This window comes from Nostoc sp. 'Lobaria pulmonaria (5183) cyanobiont', assembly GCF_002949795.1.
GTDB lineage: Bacteria > Cyanobacteriota > Cyanobacteriia > Cyanobacteriales > Nostocaceae > Nostoc.
This window is the reverse complement of record NZ_CP026692.1, coordinates 1,288,702-1,307,942: the sequence shown is the minus strand read 5'-3', so window position 1 is coordinate 1,307,942 and position 19,241 is coordinate 1,288,702. Positions and strand designations below refer to the sequence as shown.

General features: G+C 38.4%; 15 protein-coding genes. All 15 read left to right on the top strand.

The annotated features are described in order from the left end of the window. The first annotated feature begins 263 nt into the window (after positions 1-263). The 15 genes from NLP_RS05635 to NLP_RS05565 all read left to right on the top strand — a co-directional run bounded on the left by NLP_RS05635 (position 264) and on the right by NLP_RS05565 (position 19,221). On the top strand, positions 264-500 hold the full coding sequence (locus NLP_RS05635) for a hypothetical protein (RefSeq protein ID WP_104905523.1): 237 nt from the start codon (positions 264-266) through the stop codon (positions 498-500). 593 nt (positions 501-1,093) lie between these two features. Further along, positions 1,094-4,246, top strand: coding sequence for a tetratricopeptide repeat protein (locus NLP_RS05630; protein ID WP_104905522.1), 3,153 nt, complete (start codon positions 1,094-1,096; stop codon positions 4,244-4,246). Positions 4,247-4,645: 399 nt separating this feature from the next. Then, positions 4,646-4,984, top strand: a complete 339-nt coding sequence (locus NLP_RS05625; protein WP_234017227.1) for a hypothetical protein — start codon at positions 4,646-4,648, stop codon at positions 4,982-4,984. Positions 4,985-5,283: 299 nt separating this feature from the next. After that, the gene (locus NLP_RS34035; protein WP_199784768.1) at positions 5,284-5,454 is read left to right on the top strand and encodes a hypothetical protein; all 171 of its coding nucleotides are present in this window, start codon (positions 5,284-5,286) and stop codon (positions 5,452-5,454) included. 108 nt (positions 5,455-5,562) lie between these two features. Continuing rightward, positions 5,563-6,825: a calcium-binding protein gene (locus NLP_RS05615; RefSeq protein ID WP_104905520.1), complete on the top strand. Its 1,263-nt coding sequence runs from the start codon at positions 5,563-5,565 to the stop codon at positions 6,823-6,825. A 573-nt stretch (positions 6,826-7,398) separates the two neighbouring features. After that, on the top strand, positions 7,399-9,408 hold the full coding sequence (locus NLP_RS05610; RefSeq protein WP_104905519.1) for a tetratricopeptide repeat protein: 2,010 nt from the start codon (positions 7,399-7,401) through the stop codon (positions 9,406-9,408). A gap of 266 nt (positions 9,409-9,674) precedes the next feature. Then, positions 9,675-11,660, top strand: a complete 1,986-nt coding sequence (locus tag NLP_RS05605) for a tetratricopeptide repeat protein (protein ID WP_234017226.1) — start codon at positions 9,675-9,677, stop codon at positions 11,658-11,660. Positions 11,661-11,663: 3 nt separating this feature from the next. Continuing rightward, entirely contained in the window at positions 11,664-12,692 is a 1,029-nt protein-coding gene (locus tag NLP_RS05600) for an NAD-dependent epimerase/dehydratase family protein (RefSeq protein ID WP_104905517.1), read from the top strand. Positions 12,693-12,711: 19 nt separating this feature from the next. Next, positions 12,712-13,977, top strand: a complete 1,266-nt coding sequence (locus NLP_RS05595) for a class I SAM-dependent methyltransferase (protein ID WP_104905516.1) — start codon at positions 12,712-12,714, stop codon at positions 13,975-13,977. Positions 13,978-14,016: 39 nt separating this feature from the next. Beyond that, the gene (locus tag NLP_RS05590; RefSeq protein ID WP_104905515.1) at positions 14,017-14,814 is read left to right on the top strand and encodes a sugar phosphate nucleotidyltransferase; all 798 of its coding nucleotides are present in this window, start codon (positions 14,017-14,019) and stop codon (positions 14,812-14,814) included. Then, positions 14,811-15,464: a PIG-L deacetylase family protein gene (locus NLP_RS05585; RefSeq protein ID WP_104905514.1), complete on the top strand. Its 654-nt coding sequence runs from the start codon at positions 14,811-14,813 to the stop codon at positions 15,462-15,464. The genes NLP_RS05590 and NLP_RS05585 overlap by 4 nt, the downstream gene beginning before the upstream one ends. Before the next feature lie 39 nt (positions 15,465-15,503). Further along, the gene (gene rfbC, locus NLP_RS05580) at positions 15,504-16,061 is read left to right on the top strand and encodes a dTDP-4-dehydrorhamnose 3,5-epimerase (RefSeq protein ID WP_104905513.1); all 558 of its coding nucleotides are present in this window, start codon (positions 15,504-15,506) and stop codon (positions 16,059-16,061) included. Positions 16,062-16,223: 162 nt separating this feature from the next. After that, a complete protein-coding gene (locus NLP_RS05575) occupies positions 16,224-17,123 on the top strand; it encodes a hypothetical protein (protein ID WP_104905512.1) in 900 nt (299 codons plus the stop codon). Between the two features lie 23 nt (positions 17,124-17,146). Continuing rightward, the gene (locus tag NLP_RS05570; protein WP_104905511.1) at positions 17,147-17,872 is read left to right on the top strand and encodes an SDR family oxidoreductase; all 726 of its coding nucleotides are present in this window, start codon (positions 17,147-17,149) and stop codon (positions 17,870-17,872) included. A gap of 38 nt (positions 17,873-17,910) precedes the next feature. Further along, positions 17,911-19,221 (top strand): DUF4910 domain-containing protein, encoded by a 1,311-nt coding sequence (locus NLP_RS05565; RefSeq protein ID WP_104905510.1) that lies wholly within the window; start codon positions 17,911-17,913, stop codon positions 19,219-19,221. Positions 19,222-19,241: the final 20 nt, after the last annotated feature.

Genomic DNA, 19,241 nt, shown 5'->3' with positions numbered 1-19,241 from the left:
CCTAAATAAAATCGCTATAAATCTTGCTAGGCAATAATTATTTCAATTATTGCTTAAATTTATAATGCAATCTTTTCTGAATTCAATTACTATTATTTATGATGATTTTGGAAGAAAAACACATTAGTTTTTTTAATCATAAATTCCTCAAAAAAGCGTTGACTTTTTTGAGGAATCAAGTATATTAAACATATAACCAACAAAAAAAAGTTGGTTACACAAAATATTCCCAACAACAGTTACAAATTTTAGGAGAAACTCAAATGATCATTTCTGATCTTAACTACTTAGAAAATACCTCAGAAGAAATTATTGGTGGTGGTAACACAGTCCCCAACAAACCACCTAAACCCAAGAAGTACTTCAACTTTGCAGAAGCATTTGCAGATTCTTCTGCATCGGGCGGCCTCGTCAATCTAACTTCAACCGTTACTGAAACAACCACCACTAAGAATAGTGCTACTTCTTCATCTGCCAGCGCTGCTCAAACTTCTTCATAAGTAGTAATAATTAAACTCTACTCACAAGAAGTATTAACTTCTGCAAGTAGAGTTAGCCTCAAAAGCCTGGTATATTGATAAATCGCCGAAGGCTCTTAGCTCATTTGAGCCTTCGGCTTTTACCAAAAATACATCCTTTGATCTCAAAAAACTGTTTCCGCAATAAAATTTTACAACATTTTAGTCCTCAACCTATTTTACAGTCTGTTCTGTTTGCCCGCCCTGAATTAAAACTCTGGGCTAAAGATTTTTGTAAAAATAACCTAAACAACTTTTATGTGAAAGTATGTGAATGCTAGATTTAGCAAGCTATTTCAAATAAACTTTGTTGTACAACTTATTTTTACATGATGCCTAATAGTCATAAGTAAGACACTTTATCGTAGATTTTAAGCTTTTCATAGCTCCTCGAAAGGTAGAGAGTTTAGTAAGTAATCAAGCAGACATGATATCAATCGATTTTAAGCAAATTAAGTTATAAGTTTCAAAAACTTGAGTTCCTTGCAGATATAGGAACAAAAGACATATTAAATCAAACTAATTGTATAAATTATGACCCATAAATAAAAGAAGGCAAGCTCCTAAGTTTATTTATGGTTACTGAGCTTGTCGAAGTATGGGGATTGTTAATTTTGAATTTGGAGCAAAGCGACGTGACCACAATTCCTGAGGCTCTCCAACTCGCTGGTCAATATCACCAAGCCAAGCGCTTCACCCAAGCCGAAGAGATTTATCATCAAATTATAGAGGTAGATCCCAAGCAGTCAGAGGCATTATATGGATTAGGTCTGCTGGCACAGCAGCGAGGACAATATCAAAATGCAGAACAATTTTTTCAAGCAGCTCTGCAATTACAACCAGAAGTAGGGGAAATACATAACAGCTTGGGGTTTACTCTGCAACAACAGGGTAAACTAGAAGAAGCGATCGCCTGTTATAAAAAAGCACTGGAAATTCTCCCTGATAGCATAGAAGTGCAAATCAATATTAATAATATTCTCCACATTCAAGGAAACCTGTCACCAGAAGAACAAGTCCACTACGCAAAGTTGAATGAGCAGTTTGGTTTAGGTAGGCAACAGGCAGGCGATTTCAAGATAGCAGAGTTATATTATCGGCAAGCTATTGCATTACAGCCAGATTTTGTATCATCTCATACTCATTTAGGAGAAGTACTCCAAAAGCAAGGGCGATTAAATGATGCCATCAATTCTTACCAACAAGCAATAAAAATTAAACCAGACTATCATCAAGTCTATCACAACTTAGGGTGTCTTTTCGAGGAGAAAGGAAAATTTGAAGAAGCAATAGAAGCTTACGAAAAAGCTTTAAGCATTCAACCTGATTTTGCAATCACCTATAACAATTTGGGATATATTCTCAGGCAACAGAATAGATTTGATGCTGCCATAGAATCCTTTCAACAAGCTATTAAAATTAAACCTGATATTGATTACATCTATTGCAACTTAGGACTAGTATTTAGAGATATTAACAAAACAGAGGCGGCAGTCCAGGCATTCGAGCAAGCCGTCAAGTTAACGCCAAACTATGATATGGCTAAATTTGGTGTTTGTATGAGCCAACTGCCAATTATCTATTCTAGTGTTGATGAAATTTCATTCAGGCGAAATCAGTATCAACAGCATTTGCAAAATTTAGCTAAATATTATGAATTAACTAATCAGGAAGAACGGGCAAAAGCATCTGAAGCTGTGGGAACATTTCAGCCTTTTTATTTGGCATATCAAGGCTTAAATGACCAAGATTTACAGCGAACTTATGGGGAAATGATTTTCCAGATTATGTCGAGTCGCTATCCCCAAAATTGCCAGCCGCTTGTTCTGCCTAATTTAGATAAAAATCAAAAGGTTCGTATTGGTATTGTCTCTGGGTTTTTATCTAGTCATTCTAATTGGAAAATCCCTATTAAAGGTTGGGTAGAAAATATAGATCGAAGTGAGTTTGAATTATTTGGTTATTACACTGGGGACAAAACAGATAATTCAACAGTTAGTGCCGCCAAGGCTTTTGATAAATTGGTTCAAGGTGATCGTTCAGTTGAAGAATGGTGTGAGGTAATAACAAAAGATAAATTACATATCTTGATTTTACCAGAATTTGGGATGGACCCAATGGCATTAAAACTAGGTTGTCTGAGATTAGCGCCAATTCAAATGACATCTTGGGGACACCCTGAAACGAGTGGACTTCCAACAATTGATTATTACTTGAGCAGTGACTTAATGGAACCAGAAAATGCTCAAGAACATTATACAGAAAAATTAGTTAGATTACCCAATCTATCTATTTATTACATACCTTTAGCAATTCAACCCGAAGAAATTAAGAAACCAGATATAGGTTTAAAAGAGGATGATATTTTCTTTTGGTGTTGTCAGTCATTATATAAATATTTGCCTAATCATGATGATGTTTTTCCCTCTATTGCTAAAGAGTTAAGAAATGCTAAGTTTGTATTTATTAAAAACTCAAGTGAAGAGGCTACAGAAGTATTTCGCCAGCGCTTAAACCATGCTTTTGCAGCATTAGGGTTGGATTATCAAAATCATTGTTTATTTTTGCCTACACTAAATAATAAGAAGTTTGCTGGGACTACAGCCTTAGCAGATGTTTTTTTAGATAGTATTGGTTGGTCTGGATGTAACTCCACCCTCGAATCTATTGCTCATAATATACCGGTTGTCACTTTACCAGGAGAGCTGATGCGGGGACGGCATTCTCTGGCAATTTTGCAGATGATGGGTATAGAAGAGACGATCGCTTCAAATCAAGCAGAATATGTAAAAATCGCTATCCGTCTGGGGAAAGATGCCAAATATCGGCAACATATCTCCCAACAAGTTGCAGAAAATAAACATAAATTATATGGCGATTTAAAGCCAGTCAGAGCGCTGGAAGATTTTCTTTTGCAGCTGGTTAATAAACCAAGGCAATTTGACGCTAAAGATGTTGCTGAACTCTTTCAACTTGCACTTGAACATCATCGAGCTAATCGCCTAGATGCAGCCGAACAGCTATATCGTCAGGTAATAGAAAAACAACCAGACTATTCAGAAGCATTATACGGTTTAGGAATGTTGGCACAGCAGAAAGGTGCGTTACAGGAAGCCCAAAAGCATTTGAGTGCAGCTTCGCAAGTTCAGCCTAACTCTGTGAAAATTTGGTTTAGTTTAGGCAATTTGCTGCAAGGCCAAGGACAGTTACCAGAAGCTGAAGCAGCTTACCAAAAAGCTATTGTTTTGCGACCAGATGCAGGGACAATTTACAACAATTTGGGCTACACCTTGCAACAACAAGGTAAGTGGGAAGAAGCGATCGCATCTTATCAAAAAGCTCTGGAATTTCAGCCCAACTGCACAGAAGCGGAAATCAATTTAGGAAATGCACTTTTTGCCCAAGGGAGGCTTTCAGCAGAGAAACAAGCCTATTATGCTGAATTGAATTATCAGCTGGGCATGACTCGCAAACAAGCAGCTGATTGGCAAACTGCTGGTGTTTACTATCGAGCTGCGATCGCACTCAAGCCTGATTTAGTAGAAGCTCATTATAACTTGGGGGTGGTACTGCAACAACAAGGAGAGATAGAAGAAGCGATCGCTTGCTATCAAAAAGCTTTGGAGTTCAATGCTCAACACCAGGAAGCCAACATGAATTTAGCACAGATTTACCAAACCCAGCACCAAGAAGTTACACAATTTGACTCACTAAAAATTTATGGTTAAATGGTCGTCTCAAAACTTTTTATGACGGACAAAAAGAATCATCTTTAAGGAGAAAACAAGAATATGTCTCTGGAAATTTTAGAAACCGCCCCGCCTGTACAAGCGTTATACGGAGCAGTTGTCCAACCAGAAGTACAATAACCCGATAAAACGATGAAGACGTAGAATGCATTACGTGCCTAATGCACCATACAATAGTGATAAGTTATGAAATCCATATAGTAAAAACGTATCCGCTCAATAAATCGGGGCGAACTACCAGTTAAGGAATGATTTGACGCCATTTTAGGCTTGTCCCTGAGCGATTTACTCCGGATTATTGAGCGATTACGTAAAAACTTCTCTACCAGAATAAAGAGGTTTTCTAATTAATTTCATAACTTTCCAAAGATCCGAGTAATGTTGAAAAAGGCTCATTTAGCTATGGATATCCGTGATTTATCTTATTTAGAAAGTGTTACGAAAGACGAGTCGATTTTAGGTTCTGCTAGAGTCACTATCACATCTAAGGCATTTGCTTCAGGGTCAAAATATGCTAGTGCAAGTAGTAGTTCCACAACAACAAGTGATGGTTTGACAGCAAAGGGTACAGGATTCGCTAGGGCAGTAGGCTCTCATACTACGGCTAAAGTAACAGCCGAGGGTAATGCTTCTTTAGTAATTAAGAGAATTAAATCCAAATTCTCTAAAAACAGTGCTACTGCAAGTGGTTTTGTAATTGCAACTAATTGGTTCTAAAACCAGACTTTTGCACGAGTATTTTCTACTTTACTCAGTGTTCACCACTGAGTAAAGTAAACTTCTTTCTAAAACCTAAATTGAGAATTAACATGACATATCACCGCAAAAGCTATGCAGTTGGGGAAATTACCTTAAAGTAAAGTGCAATCTAGCTTGTAGTCACTGTGGTTCCCGCGCCTGACATGAGCGCACCAAAGAACTCTCTACAGAGGAAGCTTTGGATCTGAAGTAGGTATTTCCTTTGGTTGCAACACCCAAATTAACCGTCTGTCAGCCCTAGAGTTTCCGCGCATCTATTGGCAGAAAATTTAGAAATTACCACAATTTCAGAAAACAAAACTGACCTTAAGTCATTACCATTTCCAGAATTAGAAAAAATCCCCCTGCTTCCACGTTCAGCTTGGAATAATCAATTAAGCTATTTAAAAGTGCTGTTAAAAGCAAAGCAAGTCCTGGATAAAAGCTGATAAGTTCATTAGGGATATCGAGAGATTTAGCTCGGAAATTGGGAGAGAATTACTCCCCGAATATTTACGCGCAAATTTGTTAACAAACAAAATCAACACAGGTTTTTTATGGCATCAAGAGTAAGTCTAAGACTGACACCTCAAAAGTTACTTTCTTTCAATGGTAGAGTTAATCTCAATAACAGGCCCGATCCCAAGCCCGATCCTAATCCTAATTTTGTTACCGCTGAAGGGGATGCTACTTTTTCCAACTACAGTGAAGGTGCTTCAGGAGTTTTAACTGCTACCCAGACGGATGCATTAGTTTCAGGTGGCGTGAGTGCTGCTATTGCTGAGGCTCAAGCAAGTTTTGACCCAACTTTTTCATCACTTTTCACTCAGGCTGCTGTTGTTGGATTAGATGGTCAGTTTGAAGGTACTTCCAACAGCGAAGCAAAGGTACTTGCTAGTTTTGCGGTTGGCCGTAATGAAGATTTCTCTTTTGATTTTTCAGCAGATTTAGAACTGGCAGCCAAAGAAATTGAAAATCCTGATGTTGAATATAACAAGGGTCAGTCAACAAGCACTTTTTTGGTGTTAGATACCACAAATCCTAACAAGGCTAAAGTTTTAGATTATTTTGGCATCCAGGGTAAATTAGTCTCCTCCGAGCAAATCGGCAATCTAACATTTGGTCGTAGTCGCAATGTCACAATCGACAGTCGTGATAAAGATTCTGATATTGATAACGACAATGGTACTGACTTCTTGAATGGTAGTGCTGTTGGTACTTATGAGCGGAATTTTAATCGTAATACTAACCTAACTATAGTCAAAATTAATACTAGTTCTGTTGAATTGGCAGGAGATACTTTAATCGGCAACCTGGGTAAAGATGTTATCTATGGCACGATTCGCAAGGATAATCTGACGGGAACCAACGGGGCGGACAAACTTTATGCCAGCTTGGGAAATGATAAGCTATTTGGAAACAGAGGTAATGATGTCCTCGACGCAGGCCAAGGTAATGATTCGCTAAATGGTGGCGATGGCAATGATACACTCTATGGCGGTTTAGGCAATGATCTTCTGAACGGTGGTAGTGGTAATGATGTCTTGGTTGGTGGCGATGGTAATGACACATTTACTTTCAAACGTACCGATATCTTGTTGAAAAATGACTTTGATGTTATTCAAGATTTCCAGGTTGGTGTTGATAAACTTGTATTAGATGGCTGGGGAAGTCAAGATAATATAACAGATACCAAAGATGGCGCTCTTCTCACCTTAAATTCTTTGTCTCTCGTTAATTCTTTGTCTCTCATTAATAATCCTCAAGAAAGCATACTATTTTCAAACCTGAGTGCCAGTGACATCAGCTCGGTAATATAATTTGCTTAAGGCTAATTGCTCGTTTCATTCCCTAACAGACTCTGATTTCCAAGCATCTGAGTCAAAAAAATTAGGTGAGTAAAAAATCTGATTGCACAAGAAAATGTCAATACCTTTTCTGGGAGAGGTTTTGCCAACAGTAACCCCTATAGTGTACGCATTGAAATTACTTGAGTTGGTAATTTTTGATTACTAATTTAAGGCTTATTTCTCAGGAGCATCCCAATGCAAGCCAAAAGACACAGGATTGGTACAAAAAACCTGTACAAACCTCTTCTCTTTTATTTGCGTCCTTCTCTAACGAGACGCTGCGCGAATGCGGTTCGTTATTTCATTCTCTGCCTAAGTCCAAATACCGTATAAAAATAAACTTGCACATTTGGTATGCTCCCTATTTCTCGCCCATACTGTTGACAAAATATTTGTTTTATCTTAATTTAAGAACCTTGTTTTCTTATACAGGCAAAAATAGGTAAAATATTTTATTAATAGTTATCACCTATGATTCTGAAGTTATAGTAATCTATAACAATCTAATATCAAATTAAATATAGTTATAAATACTACATAATTATGAATACTACAAACATTTCAGAATCTAAAGTTAAATCTCTTATTGAAATTGCAGTACAGAAGCATCAGTCAGGTCAAAAAGATGAAGCTGAATTGCTAGATAAAACAGAAGTAGCTGAAATCCTTGAACTAGCAGTTCAACAGCAACGAGACAATAGTTTAGTGGAAGCAGAACTGCTATATATTCAAGTTTTGGAAAAACAACCTGACAACCCCGAAGCTTTATATGGTTTAGGGATGTTGGCGCAGCAGATAGGACAACCCCAAACAGCTGAACAGTGGCTAAGTGCAGCTTCGCAAGTTCAACCAGATTCTGTTAAGACTTGGTTCAGTTTAGGTAATTTGCGTTTAGCTCAGGAACAGTTTTCAGAAGCAGAGAAAGCTTATCGGCAAGCTTTAGTTTTATTACCTAACTCCCTGCCAATTTACAATAACTTGGGCTATACTCTGCAACAACAAGGATTATTTGAAGAAGCGATTAACTATTATCAAAAAGCTCTAGAGTTAAAGCCAGACTTTATAGAAGCAGAGGTTAGTTTGGGTAATGCGTTACACGCTCAAGGTAAGCTCTCCAGCAATCAACAAATGCACTATGCACAATTAAATAATCAATTGGGTATTGCCCGGAAAAAAGCTCTTGATTTGAAAAATGCTATTACTTGTCACAAGCAAGCGATCGCACTCAAGCCAGATTTGTTAGAAGCTCATTATAACTTGGGGTTGGCGCTGCAAGCACAAGGACAATTAGAAGAGGCGATCGCATCCTACCAACGAACCTTGGAACTTAATCCCAACTATGGAGAAGCTTACCTCAACTTAGGCAAAATTTACCAACAGCAGAACAATTTAACAGAGGCAATTTCTGCTTATCAACAAGGGTTAAAGCTGATTAATCCCCACTATGCCAAAGCATTAGCAGCTACCCAAGCACTTGAGAACACAGATGAAATACCAGTAACTCCCCTGTATCCTCAAGGGGAAGTGCAAATAGGTAAGTATTACTTCCCACTAATCCCTCCAGTATCCGAAACAGGAGACAAGCGACCTTTTTGGAGTGTGGTTATTCCAGCATATCAACGTACTGACTATCTGCTAGAGTGTTTGGTCAGCGTCCTAGCTGAATGGTCAGGTACTGAAGAAATGGAAATACTTGTGATTGATGATGCAAGTACGCCACCTCTATATCAACTAGTAAATGCGATCGGACGAGGAATAGTACGCTATTACCGCAATCCGCAAAATCTCAGACAGCAAGGAACTTGGAATGCAGGAGTTAGTAATAGTCGAGGATTGTGGATTCATTTACTTCATGATGATGACTATGTGTTGCCAGGTTTTTATACTCGCCTCAAGCAGAGTCTAGAAGGTTGTCCAGATTCCGTTGGAGCAGCTTTTACAGGTTATGAAAATATCAATGAAACAAGAGAAATTACTTTCCGCCAACAATTATACGGCACATATAAAGGTATAGTTTCAGACTTATTGCTATATGTTGGTGTCGCAAACCCATTGAATCCACCTGCTGTTGTGATTCGTCGAACAACCTATGAACGGCTAGGTGGATATCATCCAGAATTAACCTCTACTCTCGACTGGGAAATCTACAAACGGATCGCCACCTTCTATGATTGGTGGTACGAGCCAGAAATTTTGGTTCATTATCGCGTGCATTCCCAAAGTATGAGAACTGAACTTTCCTTATCTGGAGATCGGGTAGCATCTATTCGTCGTTCTATTGAGATTTCTGAGAGCTATCTTCCAGCCGATCTTTGTGTAAAAATTACAGCACAATCACGTAAACATTACTTCATTAATTGTTTAGCAGATACAGAAATTCCTCTTGAGGCTGGTCATTTGACTGGCGCTTTTCGCACCCTTGAAGAGATTCTCAAAATCGATCGGTCTGCTGAGTCACTAGCGCAGTTATTTGCTTGGCTGAGAACAGATATTGCCACTCCTCTGAGGGATGAGATCGCCTTCAGATTGATCTCTTTGCCTCTAAACAATTAGATAGTCAAAACCTTAACTAAGTCCTGGGAGTTCGCCCATTTTTTTGAAGTTAGAGAAATTGGTAAATCACGTAAGAATAAGGGTTTGGAAAAAATCAAGTTTTTGGGTGGTGGTGAGTGGTGAACCAATACCCAAGATTAATTCTCTAGAATAGCGATCGCAATCTCAGACAAACGCTGTAACCCTTATTTTTACCTTACCTCTTTTTTATAACTGCCTAGAAAATGAGCGAATCGGCAGTAAATACTAATAATAAAATAATTAAAATGGCAACAATTACAGAATCTCTCCAAATAGCATCGAAACATCATAGAGCCAATGATTTAACCAAAGCTGAACAAGTGTACCGTCAGATTCTGGAAAAACAGCCTAACCATCCAGAAGCTTTATATGGGTTAGGCATACTGTCACAGCAGGTTGGTAAGTTTCAAAATGCTGAACAGTTGTTGAATGCACTCCTCCAGATTCAGCCCAACTCCGTCAAGGGTTGGTTCAGTCTAGGTAACTTACATCAAGCCCAAAGTCAGTTACCAGCAGCTGTGGAAGCATATCAGCAAGCTATAGCGCTACAGACAGATTCAGCGCCACTTTATAATAATCTGGGCTATACTTTGCAACTACAAGGCAAATGGGAAGAGGCAGTTGCTTGCTATCAAAAAGCCTTAGAGTTACAGCCCAACTGTACTGAAGCTGAGGCAAATTTGGGTAACGCATTGCACGCCCAAGGAAAGCTCTCTTGCCAACAACAGGCTCAATACGCAGCGTTAAACAATCAGTTGGGCAGAAGTCGGCAACAAGCAAAAGATTTAAAGAATGCTGTAGCTTGCTATCGAACTGCGATCGCTTTACAGCCTGATTTCCTCGATGCTTACTATAACTTGGGAGTTGCCCTTCAAGAACAAGGTGATTTGGAAGAGGCACTAGTCTCTTATCAAAAAGTATTGGAACTGAATCCTGACAACGGAGAAATTTACCTGAAATTAGGCAAAATTTACCAAGATCAAAAAAAATTATCAGAGGCAATATCTGCCTATCAACAAGGGTTAAAGCTCATCAATCCCCACTATCTCAAAGCATTTGTAGCTGATGCTGGAACGGAAAAAGCTGAGGAAGTACCGATTACACCAGAGCTTCCTCAAGAGGAAGTAATTGTGAGAAACTATAAATTTCCCAAAATTCCAGCTGTTGCGGCTAGTGAAAAAAAGAGGCCATTTTGGAGTGTGGTGATTCCTGCATATAAACGTACTGACTATCTTCTCGAATGTCTAGCTAGTGTTTTAGCACAATGGACTGGAGAAGAGGAGATGGAAATTCTGGTAATGGACAATGCCAGTACGCCACCACTTTTCGATCTAGTGAATGCTATTGGCAGAGGTATAGTAAGTTACTACCGGAATTCGCAAAATATTGGGTTAGCGGGAAACCATAATACAGGTATTATCCTCAGTCGAGGGCAATGGATTCACATACTTCACGATGATGATTATGTTCTCCCTGGTTTTTATTCCCAACTCAAGGAGAGTTTGGAGAATTGTTCGGATTCTGTTGGAGCAGCTTTCACAGGTTTTGATAATATTAACGAAAAAGGGGTGTTTCTTTCCAAAGGGGATATTTTTTACTGGTATGGAGAGAACAGAGGTATTATTCAAAATTGGCTGTTGCAAATTGGAGTGACAAATCCGTTGAGACCCTCGGCAATAGTTATTCGTCGGCAAACCTATGAAAAAATAGGGGGATATTGCTCTGAGTTGAGCGATCTTAACGGGTGGGAACTGTGTAAACGTATTGCTACTTTTTATGATTGTTGGTATGAACCGAAAATTTTGGCTTGTTATCGCCTAGATACAAGTTTGTACGCTCAGAAAATGTCGAATGAGCTTTTTGCGACAGGAAATCACGCAGTATTTCTCCGCCGTGCCATCGAGATTACAGAGAGCTATCTTCCTGCCGATCTTTGTACAGAGATTACAACAAATGCCCGGAGCTATAACTTTGAATATCTTCTAGAAAACAGGGTAATCTTTCCTCTGATGTCTGGTAATATGACTGGTGCTTTGCGTATTCTCCAAGAGGCTTTAAAAATCGATCGGTCTCCGGAAGCAGTAGCAAAGTTATTTGCTTGGTTGACTAAAGATGAAGCAGCTCCCTTACGAAATGAGATTGCTGCCAAGTTGCTTGCTATTCCTCAAGAAAATATTCCAGACAATATTCCTATTGAATTAAAATCCCCACAAACTGCGATCGCACCATAGGATATGAAAATACTTGTAACTGGAACTGAAGGTTATATTGGCTCGTTATTAGCTCCTCTGTTGATCCAAGAAGGTCATGAAGTTATTGGTTTAGATACTGGCTTTTATAAAGTAGGTTGGCTATATAATGGCACCAAGGTAACTGCCAAAACCCTCAACAAAGACATCCGCCACATTACAATAGAAGACCTGCAAGGTGTGGAAGCAGTAGTTCACATGGCAGAACTCTCCAACGACCCTTTAGGTCAGTTAGCCCCTGATATCACCTACGATATCAACCACAAAGGCTCAGTACATTTAGCAAAGCTGGCGAAAGCATCTGGAATCCAACGCTTTGTCTATACATCATCATGCAGTGTCTATGGTTTTGCCACTGAAGACTACGTTAGCGAAGAGTCTATCATCAATCCCCAAACAGCTTATGCCAAATGCAAAGCACTTGTCGAACAAGATGTGAAACTCCTTGCTGATGATAGCTTTTCTCCCACCTTTCTCCGAAATGCCACAGCCTATGGCGCCTCTGGGAGAATGCGCTTTGATATTGTCTTAAACAATCTAGCCGGTTGGGCATGGACAATTAAAGAAATCAAGATGAACAGCGACGGTACACCTTGGCGTCCCCTAGTGCATTTATTGGATATCTGCAAAGCAATTATCTGTACCTTAGAAGCTCCGCGTGATGTAATTCACAACCAAATTTTCAATGTCGGTGATACAAATAGCAACTATCAAGTCAAACAAATTGCTCAAATAGTTGCAGAAGTTTTTACAGATTGTAAATTGAGCTTTGGTAAACACGATCCTGACAATCGCAGCTATCGGGTTTTATTTCATAAAATTAACCAAAATTTACCAGGATTCAAATGTGAATGGGATGCCCAGCGCGGTGCCCAACAACTATATAATGTCTTCCAGCAAATTGATATGGATAGAGGAATATTTGAGTCGAGAGGTTTTACTCGTCTGAAACAACTGGAATACCTCATTCGCACTCAGCAAATCAATCAAGATTTCTTCTGGCAGAGTGTTTAAAAATTTCATATAATAAGTTATGAATTTACTGAAACCAACAAATAATCAGCTAATAACTGGTAACTGTCTATTCTGTGAAACAGGGTTGCACCATACCTTCGTAGATTTAGGTATGTCTCCTCCCTGCGAAAGCTATCGCAGTCTCAAACAACTCAATGAAGTAGAGCCATTTTATCCTCTGCATGTCTATGTTTGTGAGAAGTGTTTTTTAGTTCAACTCCAAGAATACATTAGCCCAGAAAATATTTTTAGCGACTACGCTTATTTTTCTTCATACTCTGATAGCTGGTTACAACACGCCAAAAAATACGTTGATTTGGTAGTAGAACGTTTTCAATTAAACCAGGAAAGTCAAGTAATAGAAATTGCTAGTAATGATGGCTACTTGCTGCAATACTTTGTTGCCAAAAACATTCCGGCGCTGGGAATAGAGCCAGCAGCAAATGTTGCTGAGGTAGCAATTCAAAAAGGTATTCCTACAGTTGTCAAATTTTTTGGTCAGGAGACAGCAAAAGAACAGGTTGCTAAGGGCAAACAGGCAGATTTATTACTCGGAAATAATGTCCTTGCTCACACACCATATCTCAATGATTTTGTAAAAGGAATGAAAATTATCCTCAAACCGCATGGTGTAATTACTATGGAATTTCCCCACTTGATGCGGTTAATCGAGGAAAATCAGTTTGATACTATTTACCATGAGCATTTCTCTTATTTTTCATTTCTTACCGTAGATAAGATTTTTGCTGCTCACGGGTTGAAAATTTTTGATGTAGAAGAATTAACTACTCATGGTGGTTCTTTGAGAATTTATGCGCGCCACAATGAAGATTATTCTAAACCTATTAGCAACCAAGTATCAGAACTGAAAAATAGAGAAAAAGCGGCTGGTTTTACGCAATTAGAATACTATTTTTCCTTTGGAGAACAAGTTAAAGAAACTAAACGCAACTTATTAGATTTTTTGATAAAAGTTAAGCGAGAGGGAAAATCGATTGTTGGTTACGGTGCTCCAGGGAAGGGAAATACTCTCTTAAACTATTGCGGTATCCGCACAGATTTTCTTGACTATACAGTAGACCGTAACCCTTATAAACAGGGTCAATTCTTACCAGGCACTCATATTCCGATTTTTCATCCAGACAAAATTGCCGAAACAAAGCCTGACTATATACTAATATTACCCTGGAATCTAAAAAATGAAATTATGATACAAATAGCTTACATTCGGGATTGGGGAGGTCAATTTGTTGTACCAATTCCTGAAGTTAATGTCTACTCTTAAGTATTTAATATTTTTGATTGTCAAAAAGGGGTAAGTTATATGAAAGTAGTTTTATTTTGCGGTGGTTTAGGAGCCAGAATGAGAGAATATTCAGAAAGTATTCCTAAGCCAATGGTGAATATTGGTTATCGACCAATATTATGGCATGTCATGAAATACTATGCTCACTATGGGCACAAAGATTTTATCTTATGTCTTGGTTACAAGGCTGACCTAATTAAAAGCTATTTTTTGAATTACAATGAATGGCTTTCTAATAACTTTAGCCTTTCCAATGGAAGCAAAATTGAGTTGTTTAATCGGGATATTCAAGATTGGAATATCACATTTGTAGATACAGGGTTAACTGCCAATATTGGACAAAGATTCAAGGCAGTAGAAAAATATTTAGAAGGAGAAGAAGTATTTTTAGCTAACTACAGTGACGGTTTGACAGACTTACATTTACCAACTTATATTAATAATTTTTATCAGCGTGATAAAATCGGTAGTTTTTTGTGTGTTAGACCAAGCCAAAGTTTTCACCTAGTTGATATGAACGAGGATGGTTTGGTACAAAATATTCAAGATGTAAAACAATGTGATATTTGGATTAATGGAGGATATTTTGTCTTTAAAAAAGAGATTTTTAACTATATAAATTATGGTGAAGAACTTGTCCTTGAGCCTTTTCAAAGATTGATTGCCAAAGAAGAGCTTTTTGCCTATAAATACACTGGCTTTTTCGGAGTAATGGATACGTTTAAAGAGAAACAACAGTTGGATGATATGTATGCTCAAGGTAAAAGACCTTGGGAAGTCTGGGGAGATCAACAACTAGAAGTCGACCATGTATGATCCAACTTAGTTTGAATAAGACAGAAGAATCTGAGTACAAAATTCTTTGTCTCGGTTCTCATTGTGATGATATCGAGATTGGTTGTGGAGGGACAATCTTAAAGCTGATAGAGAATTACCAACATGTTGTTATCTATTGGGTTGTCTTTAGTTCCAATCAGCAAAGAGCAGAGGAAGCAACCACAAGCGCTAGTCTCTTCTTAAAAGAAATCCCAGTCAAGAAAATTATCATTAAAAATTTTCGAGATGGCTTTCTATCTTTTCAAGGGATAGAGGTGAAGGAATACTTTGAACAATTGAAGCAAGAATTTTCACCAGATATAATCTTTACTCATCATCGAGACGATCGCCACCAAGATCACCGCTTAATTTCTGACTTAACTTGGAATACCTTTAGAAATCATTTAATTTTGGAATATGAAATACCCAAATATGATGGTGATTTGGGTATTCCTAATTTCTTTGTCCATTTAAATGAAACACTGTGCCGTCGAAAAATTGAATATATTTTGGATGCGTTCGCTACCCAGAATAATAAGCAGTGGTTTACAGAAGAGACTTTTCGTTCAATTCTCAGAATTCGTGGGATTGAATCAAATTCACCGAGTAAATATGCTGAAGCATTTTACTGTCGAAAAATATTTTTCTAAAAAATTAGAATTTGAATTTTCTCTCAGGTTTGTAAATTTATGATATTTACTGAAACTAAAATAAAAGAAGCATTTATTGTTGATTTAGAACTGCACCGAGATATTCGCGGCTTTTTTGCTCGGAGTTTCTGTACTCAAGAATTTCAAGATCGTGGTTTAAAACCTACTATTGCCCAATGCAATTTATCTTTTAACTATAAAAAAGGAACGTTGCGGGGTATGCATTATCAAATGCCTCCTTCTCAGGAAACAAAATTGGTGCGTTGCATCAAAGGAGCTATTTATGATGTCATTATCGATTTGCGTCCAGATTCTCCTAGCTATTTATCTCATATTGGTATAAAGTTAACTGCTGAAAATCGTCTTGCTCTCTATATTCCAGATAGGTGTGCTCACGGTTTTCAAACTCTAAGCGATGAGACGGAGGTGATGTATCAAATGGGTGACTTTTATGCACCAGAATATGCTGGCGGGTATCCGTATGATGACCCAGCTTTTGGTATTGAATGGCCTCTATCTGTGACTGAAATTTCGGATAAAGATCGGGCTTGGAGTTTATTTGAATCGGAAAAAATTGTAACGCCTACGGTGACGTAAGACTTTTAAGAGCAATTTAAAAATATATAGTTGCTGAGTAAATATTAGGATTAGGATCGCACAGAGGCGCAGAGACACGGAAAATCAAAATTTGAAAAATTAAATTTTGAGTTTCATCCTTAACACTGTGTTCAAACTTTGTTACAGCAGATGAGGGGCGAAGTGAATACAATTTATTTTGATTCGATTTTTAGTGATGAAATCAGACGCAAGCATCTTTATAATGGACAAATGTTTGTCTTTTCTGCTTGCGCCAGTGCGATCGCTCTATGTGATTTTGCTCGTGGCATGGTTGAAGAAGCGTTTGCCCCTTTAGATCCGAGAGAAGCACAACATAGTCTGCCTGTAGAGAAATACGTTGAGATTTTGGCACAACTCAAGCCAGCTTTTATCCATCACCCTGAATCTAAACAACTCATTCAAGGCATCTTGAAAGAAAGTGGATGTGACTTGAACAAAACCTATTTCGATGTACCTCGCCTAAGAACAGCAACCAGCGATCGCTATCTGACTGCTGGTATTGCTTACGCTTTCCATCCTCATCGTGACACCTGGTACTCTGCTCCTTTGTGCCAGATCAACTGGTGGATTCCTGTCTACGATATTACCCCAGAGAATGCGATGGCATTCCATCCGCGCTACTGGAGTCAACCAGTTAAGAATAGCTCAAGAGATTATAACTACGCTCAGTGGATTAAAGAAAGTCGCAAAAATGCGGCACAGCACATTAAAACAGATACGCGCAAGCAACCCCATGCGGAAGAAACTTTAGAAATGGAGCCGCAATTGCGCTTAATTACACAAGTCGGTGGCATGATTCTCTTTTCAGGAGCGCAGATGCACTCCACTGTTCCCAACACATCAGGCTATACCCGTTTCAGTATTGACTTTAGAACCGTACATTTTGATGATGTAATAGCTCAACAGGGTGCACAAAATATTGATTCAGCTTGTACAGGAACTTCTTTAGGCGACTTCTTACGGAGTAAGGATTTCTGCTCTATTCCAGAATCTTTGGTGGCTTTATATGACACTCCAGCACCAACACTACTCCAAAACTGAATTGCAACACTAATACTCTCATTATGGAAACTTTAATAGATCAGGTTGCAGTTGTCACAGGAGCTAGTAGCGGTATCGGTAGAGCGATCGCCTTGGCTTTGGCAGCACAAGGTGTACAACTTTGTTTGTTAGGACGCAACCTTGAAACCCTACAAATAGTTGCTGCTATCGCTAAGGAAACTTCCCCTAAAGTTGTTTGTTATGCAATCGATTTGATAGTTGATAAGGATATCAGTAAGCTACAAACAAGTATTGAGGAAGATTTTGAACAGGTCGATTTGCTGATTCTGAGTGCAGGTATGTTCTCAATGGGGACATTTCAAAAGAGTTCTGTTCAAGACTTTGACTTGCTTTATCAGACTAATGTTCGTGCGCCCTATCTCTTGACACAAACTTTACTCCCCATGCTTTTATCCAGTCGAGGACAAATTTTGTTTATCAACTCCAGTGTAATTATGAGTCCCAGAGCGAATGTAGGACAATTTTCTGCCACTCAACACGCCCTCAAGGCGATCGCTGACACTCTCCGTGTAGAAGTTAATGCCGACCAAGTGCGGATCATGAGCGTGTTTCCTGGGCGTACTGCTACTCCTCGACAAGCAATAATTCACGAGATGGAGGGTAAACCCTATTACCCTGAACGTCTTATGCAACCAGAGGACGTGGCCGCTGTAGTCATTAATGCCTTAAGTTTACCTCGAACTGTTGAAGTTACTGATATTAACCTCAGACCATTCGTGAAACCCTGATTTACTCAAAGTCCAAAATAGCTGAAACTGACAAAGACATGAGCCTTAACTTTATCACAACACCGTCAGATCAAATTGCTCAGGAAATTTATCAACTCATCTTCCAGCTATATCCTATTTGCCGTAGTATTACAGGTAATGGTTTTAGAGAAACTTTAAAAATTATTCAGCAGCATATTCCTTTGTCGGTTCATGAAGTGCCGACAGGAACAGAGGTATTTGATTGGACAGTCCCTAAAGAATGGAATATTAAAGATGCCTATATTAAAAACTCTCAAGGTGAAAAGATTGTAGATTTTACTAATTCAAATTTGCACGTTGTTAACTATAGTATTCCTGTACATAAAAAATTATCTCTCGAAGAACTTAAATCACATTTATTTACACTTGCCGATTATCCTAATTGGATTCCTTACCGAACTTCATATTACAAGGAAAGTTGGGGGTTTTGCCTCACTCACAATCAGTATTTGGAACTAGAAGATGAAGAGTATGAAGTATGTATTGATTCTTGTCTAGAGCCTGGTTATCTGACTTATGGCGAGTATTATATTCCAGGAGACAGTACTGATGAAGTCTTGATTTCATGCCATGCCTGTCATCCTTCACTGTGTAATGATAATCTTTCGGGAATTGCGATCGCTACTTTTATCGCTAAATATTTAAGTCAAACTACACCAAGATATTCCTATAGATTTCTCTGGATTCCCGGAACCATTGGCTCAATTACATGGTTGGCTCTCAATGAAGCTAAAGTCAACAACATTAAACATGGCTTGGTATTAACTTGTTTAGGAGATTCAGGCAACTTTACTTACAAAAAAAGCCGTAGAGGTGACACTGAAATCGATAAAGTTGCTGCTTATGTACTCAAAAACTCAAAACAAGATCACAAAATTATAGATTTCTTCCCCTATGGCTATGATGAGCGACAATATTGCTCACCTGGATTTAATTTAGCTGTAGGTTGCTTTATGCGATCGCCTCATGGTAGTTTTCCTGAATACCATACTTCAGCTGATGATTTAAATTTCGTTCAACCCCAATATCTTGCTGAGTCATTCTTTCAATGTCATTCAATGTTGTATATCCTCAACAATAACGAAATCTACTACAACAAAAATCCCAAATGTGAGCCACAGTTAGGTAAAAGAGGAATATATCGGACAGTTGGTGGTAACAAAGATAGTGGGCTAAATGAAATGGCAATCCTGTGGGTTTTAAATTTATCTGACGGTCAGCATACTCTATTAGATATTGCAGAAAGGTCGGGAATGTCATTTGATGTGATTAAATCTGCTGCCGATACATTATCAACACATGACTTATTAACAATTAAAACCAACTAAGTACAGTTAACCCTGAAGTT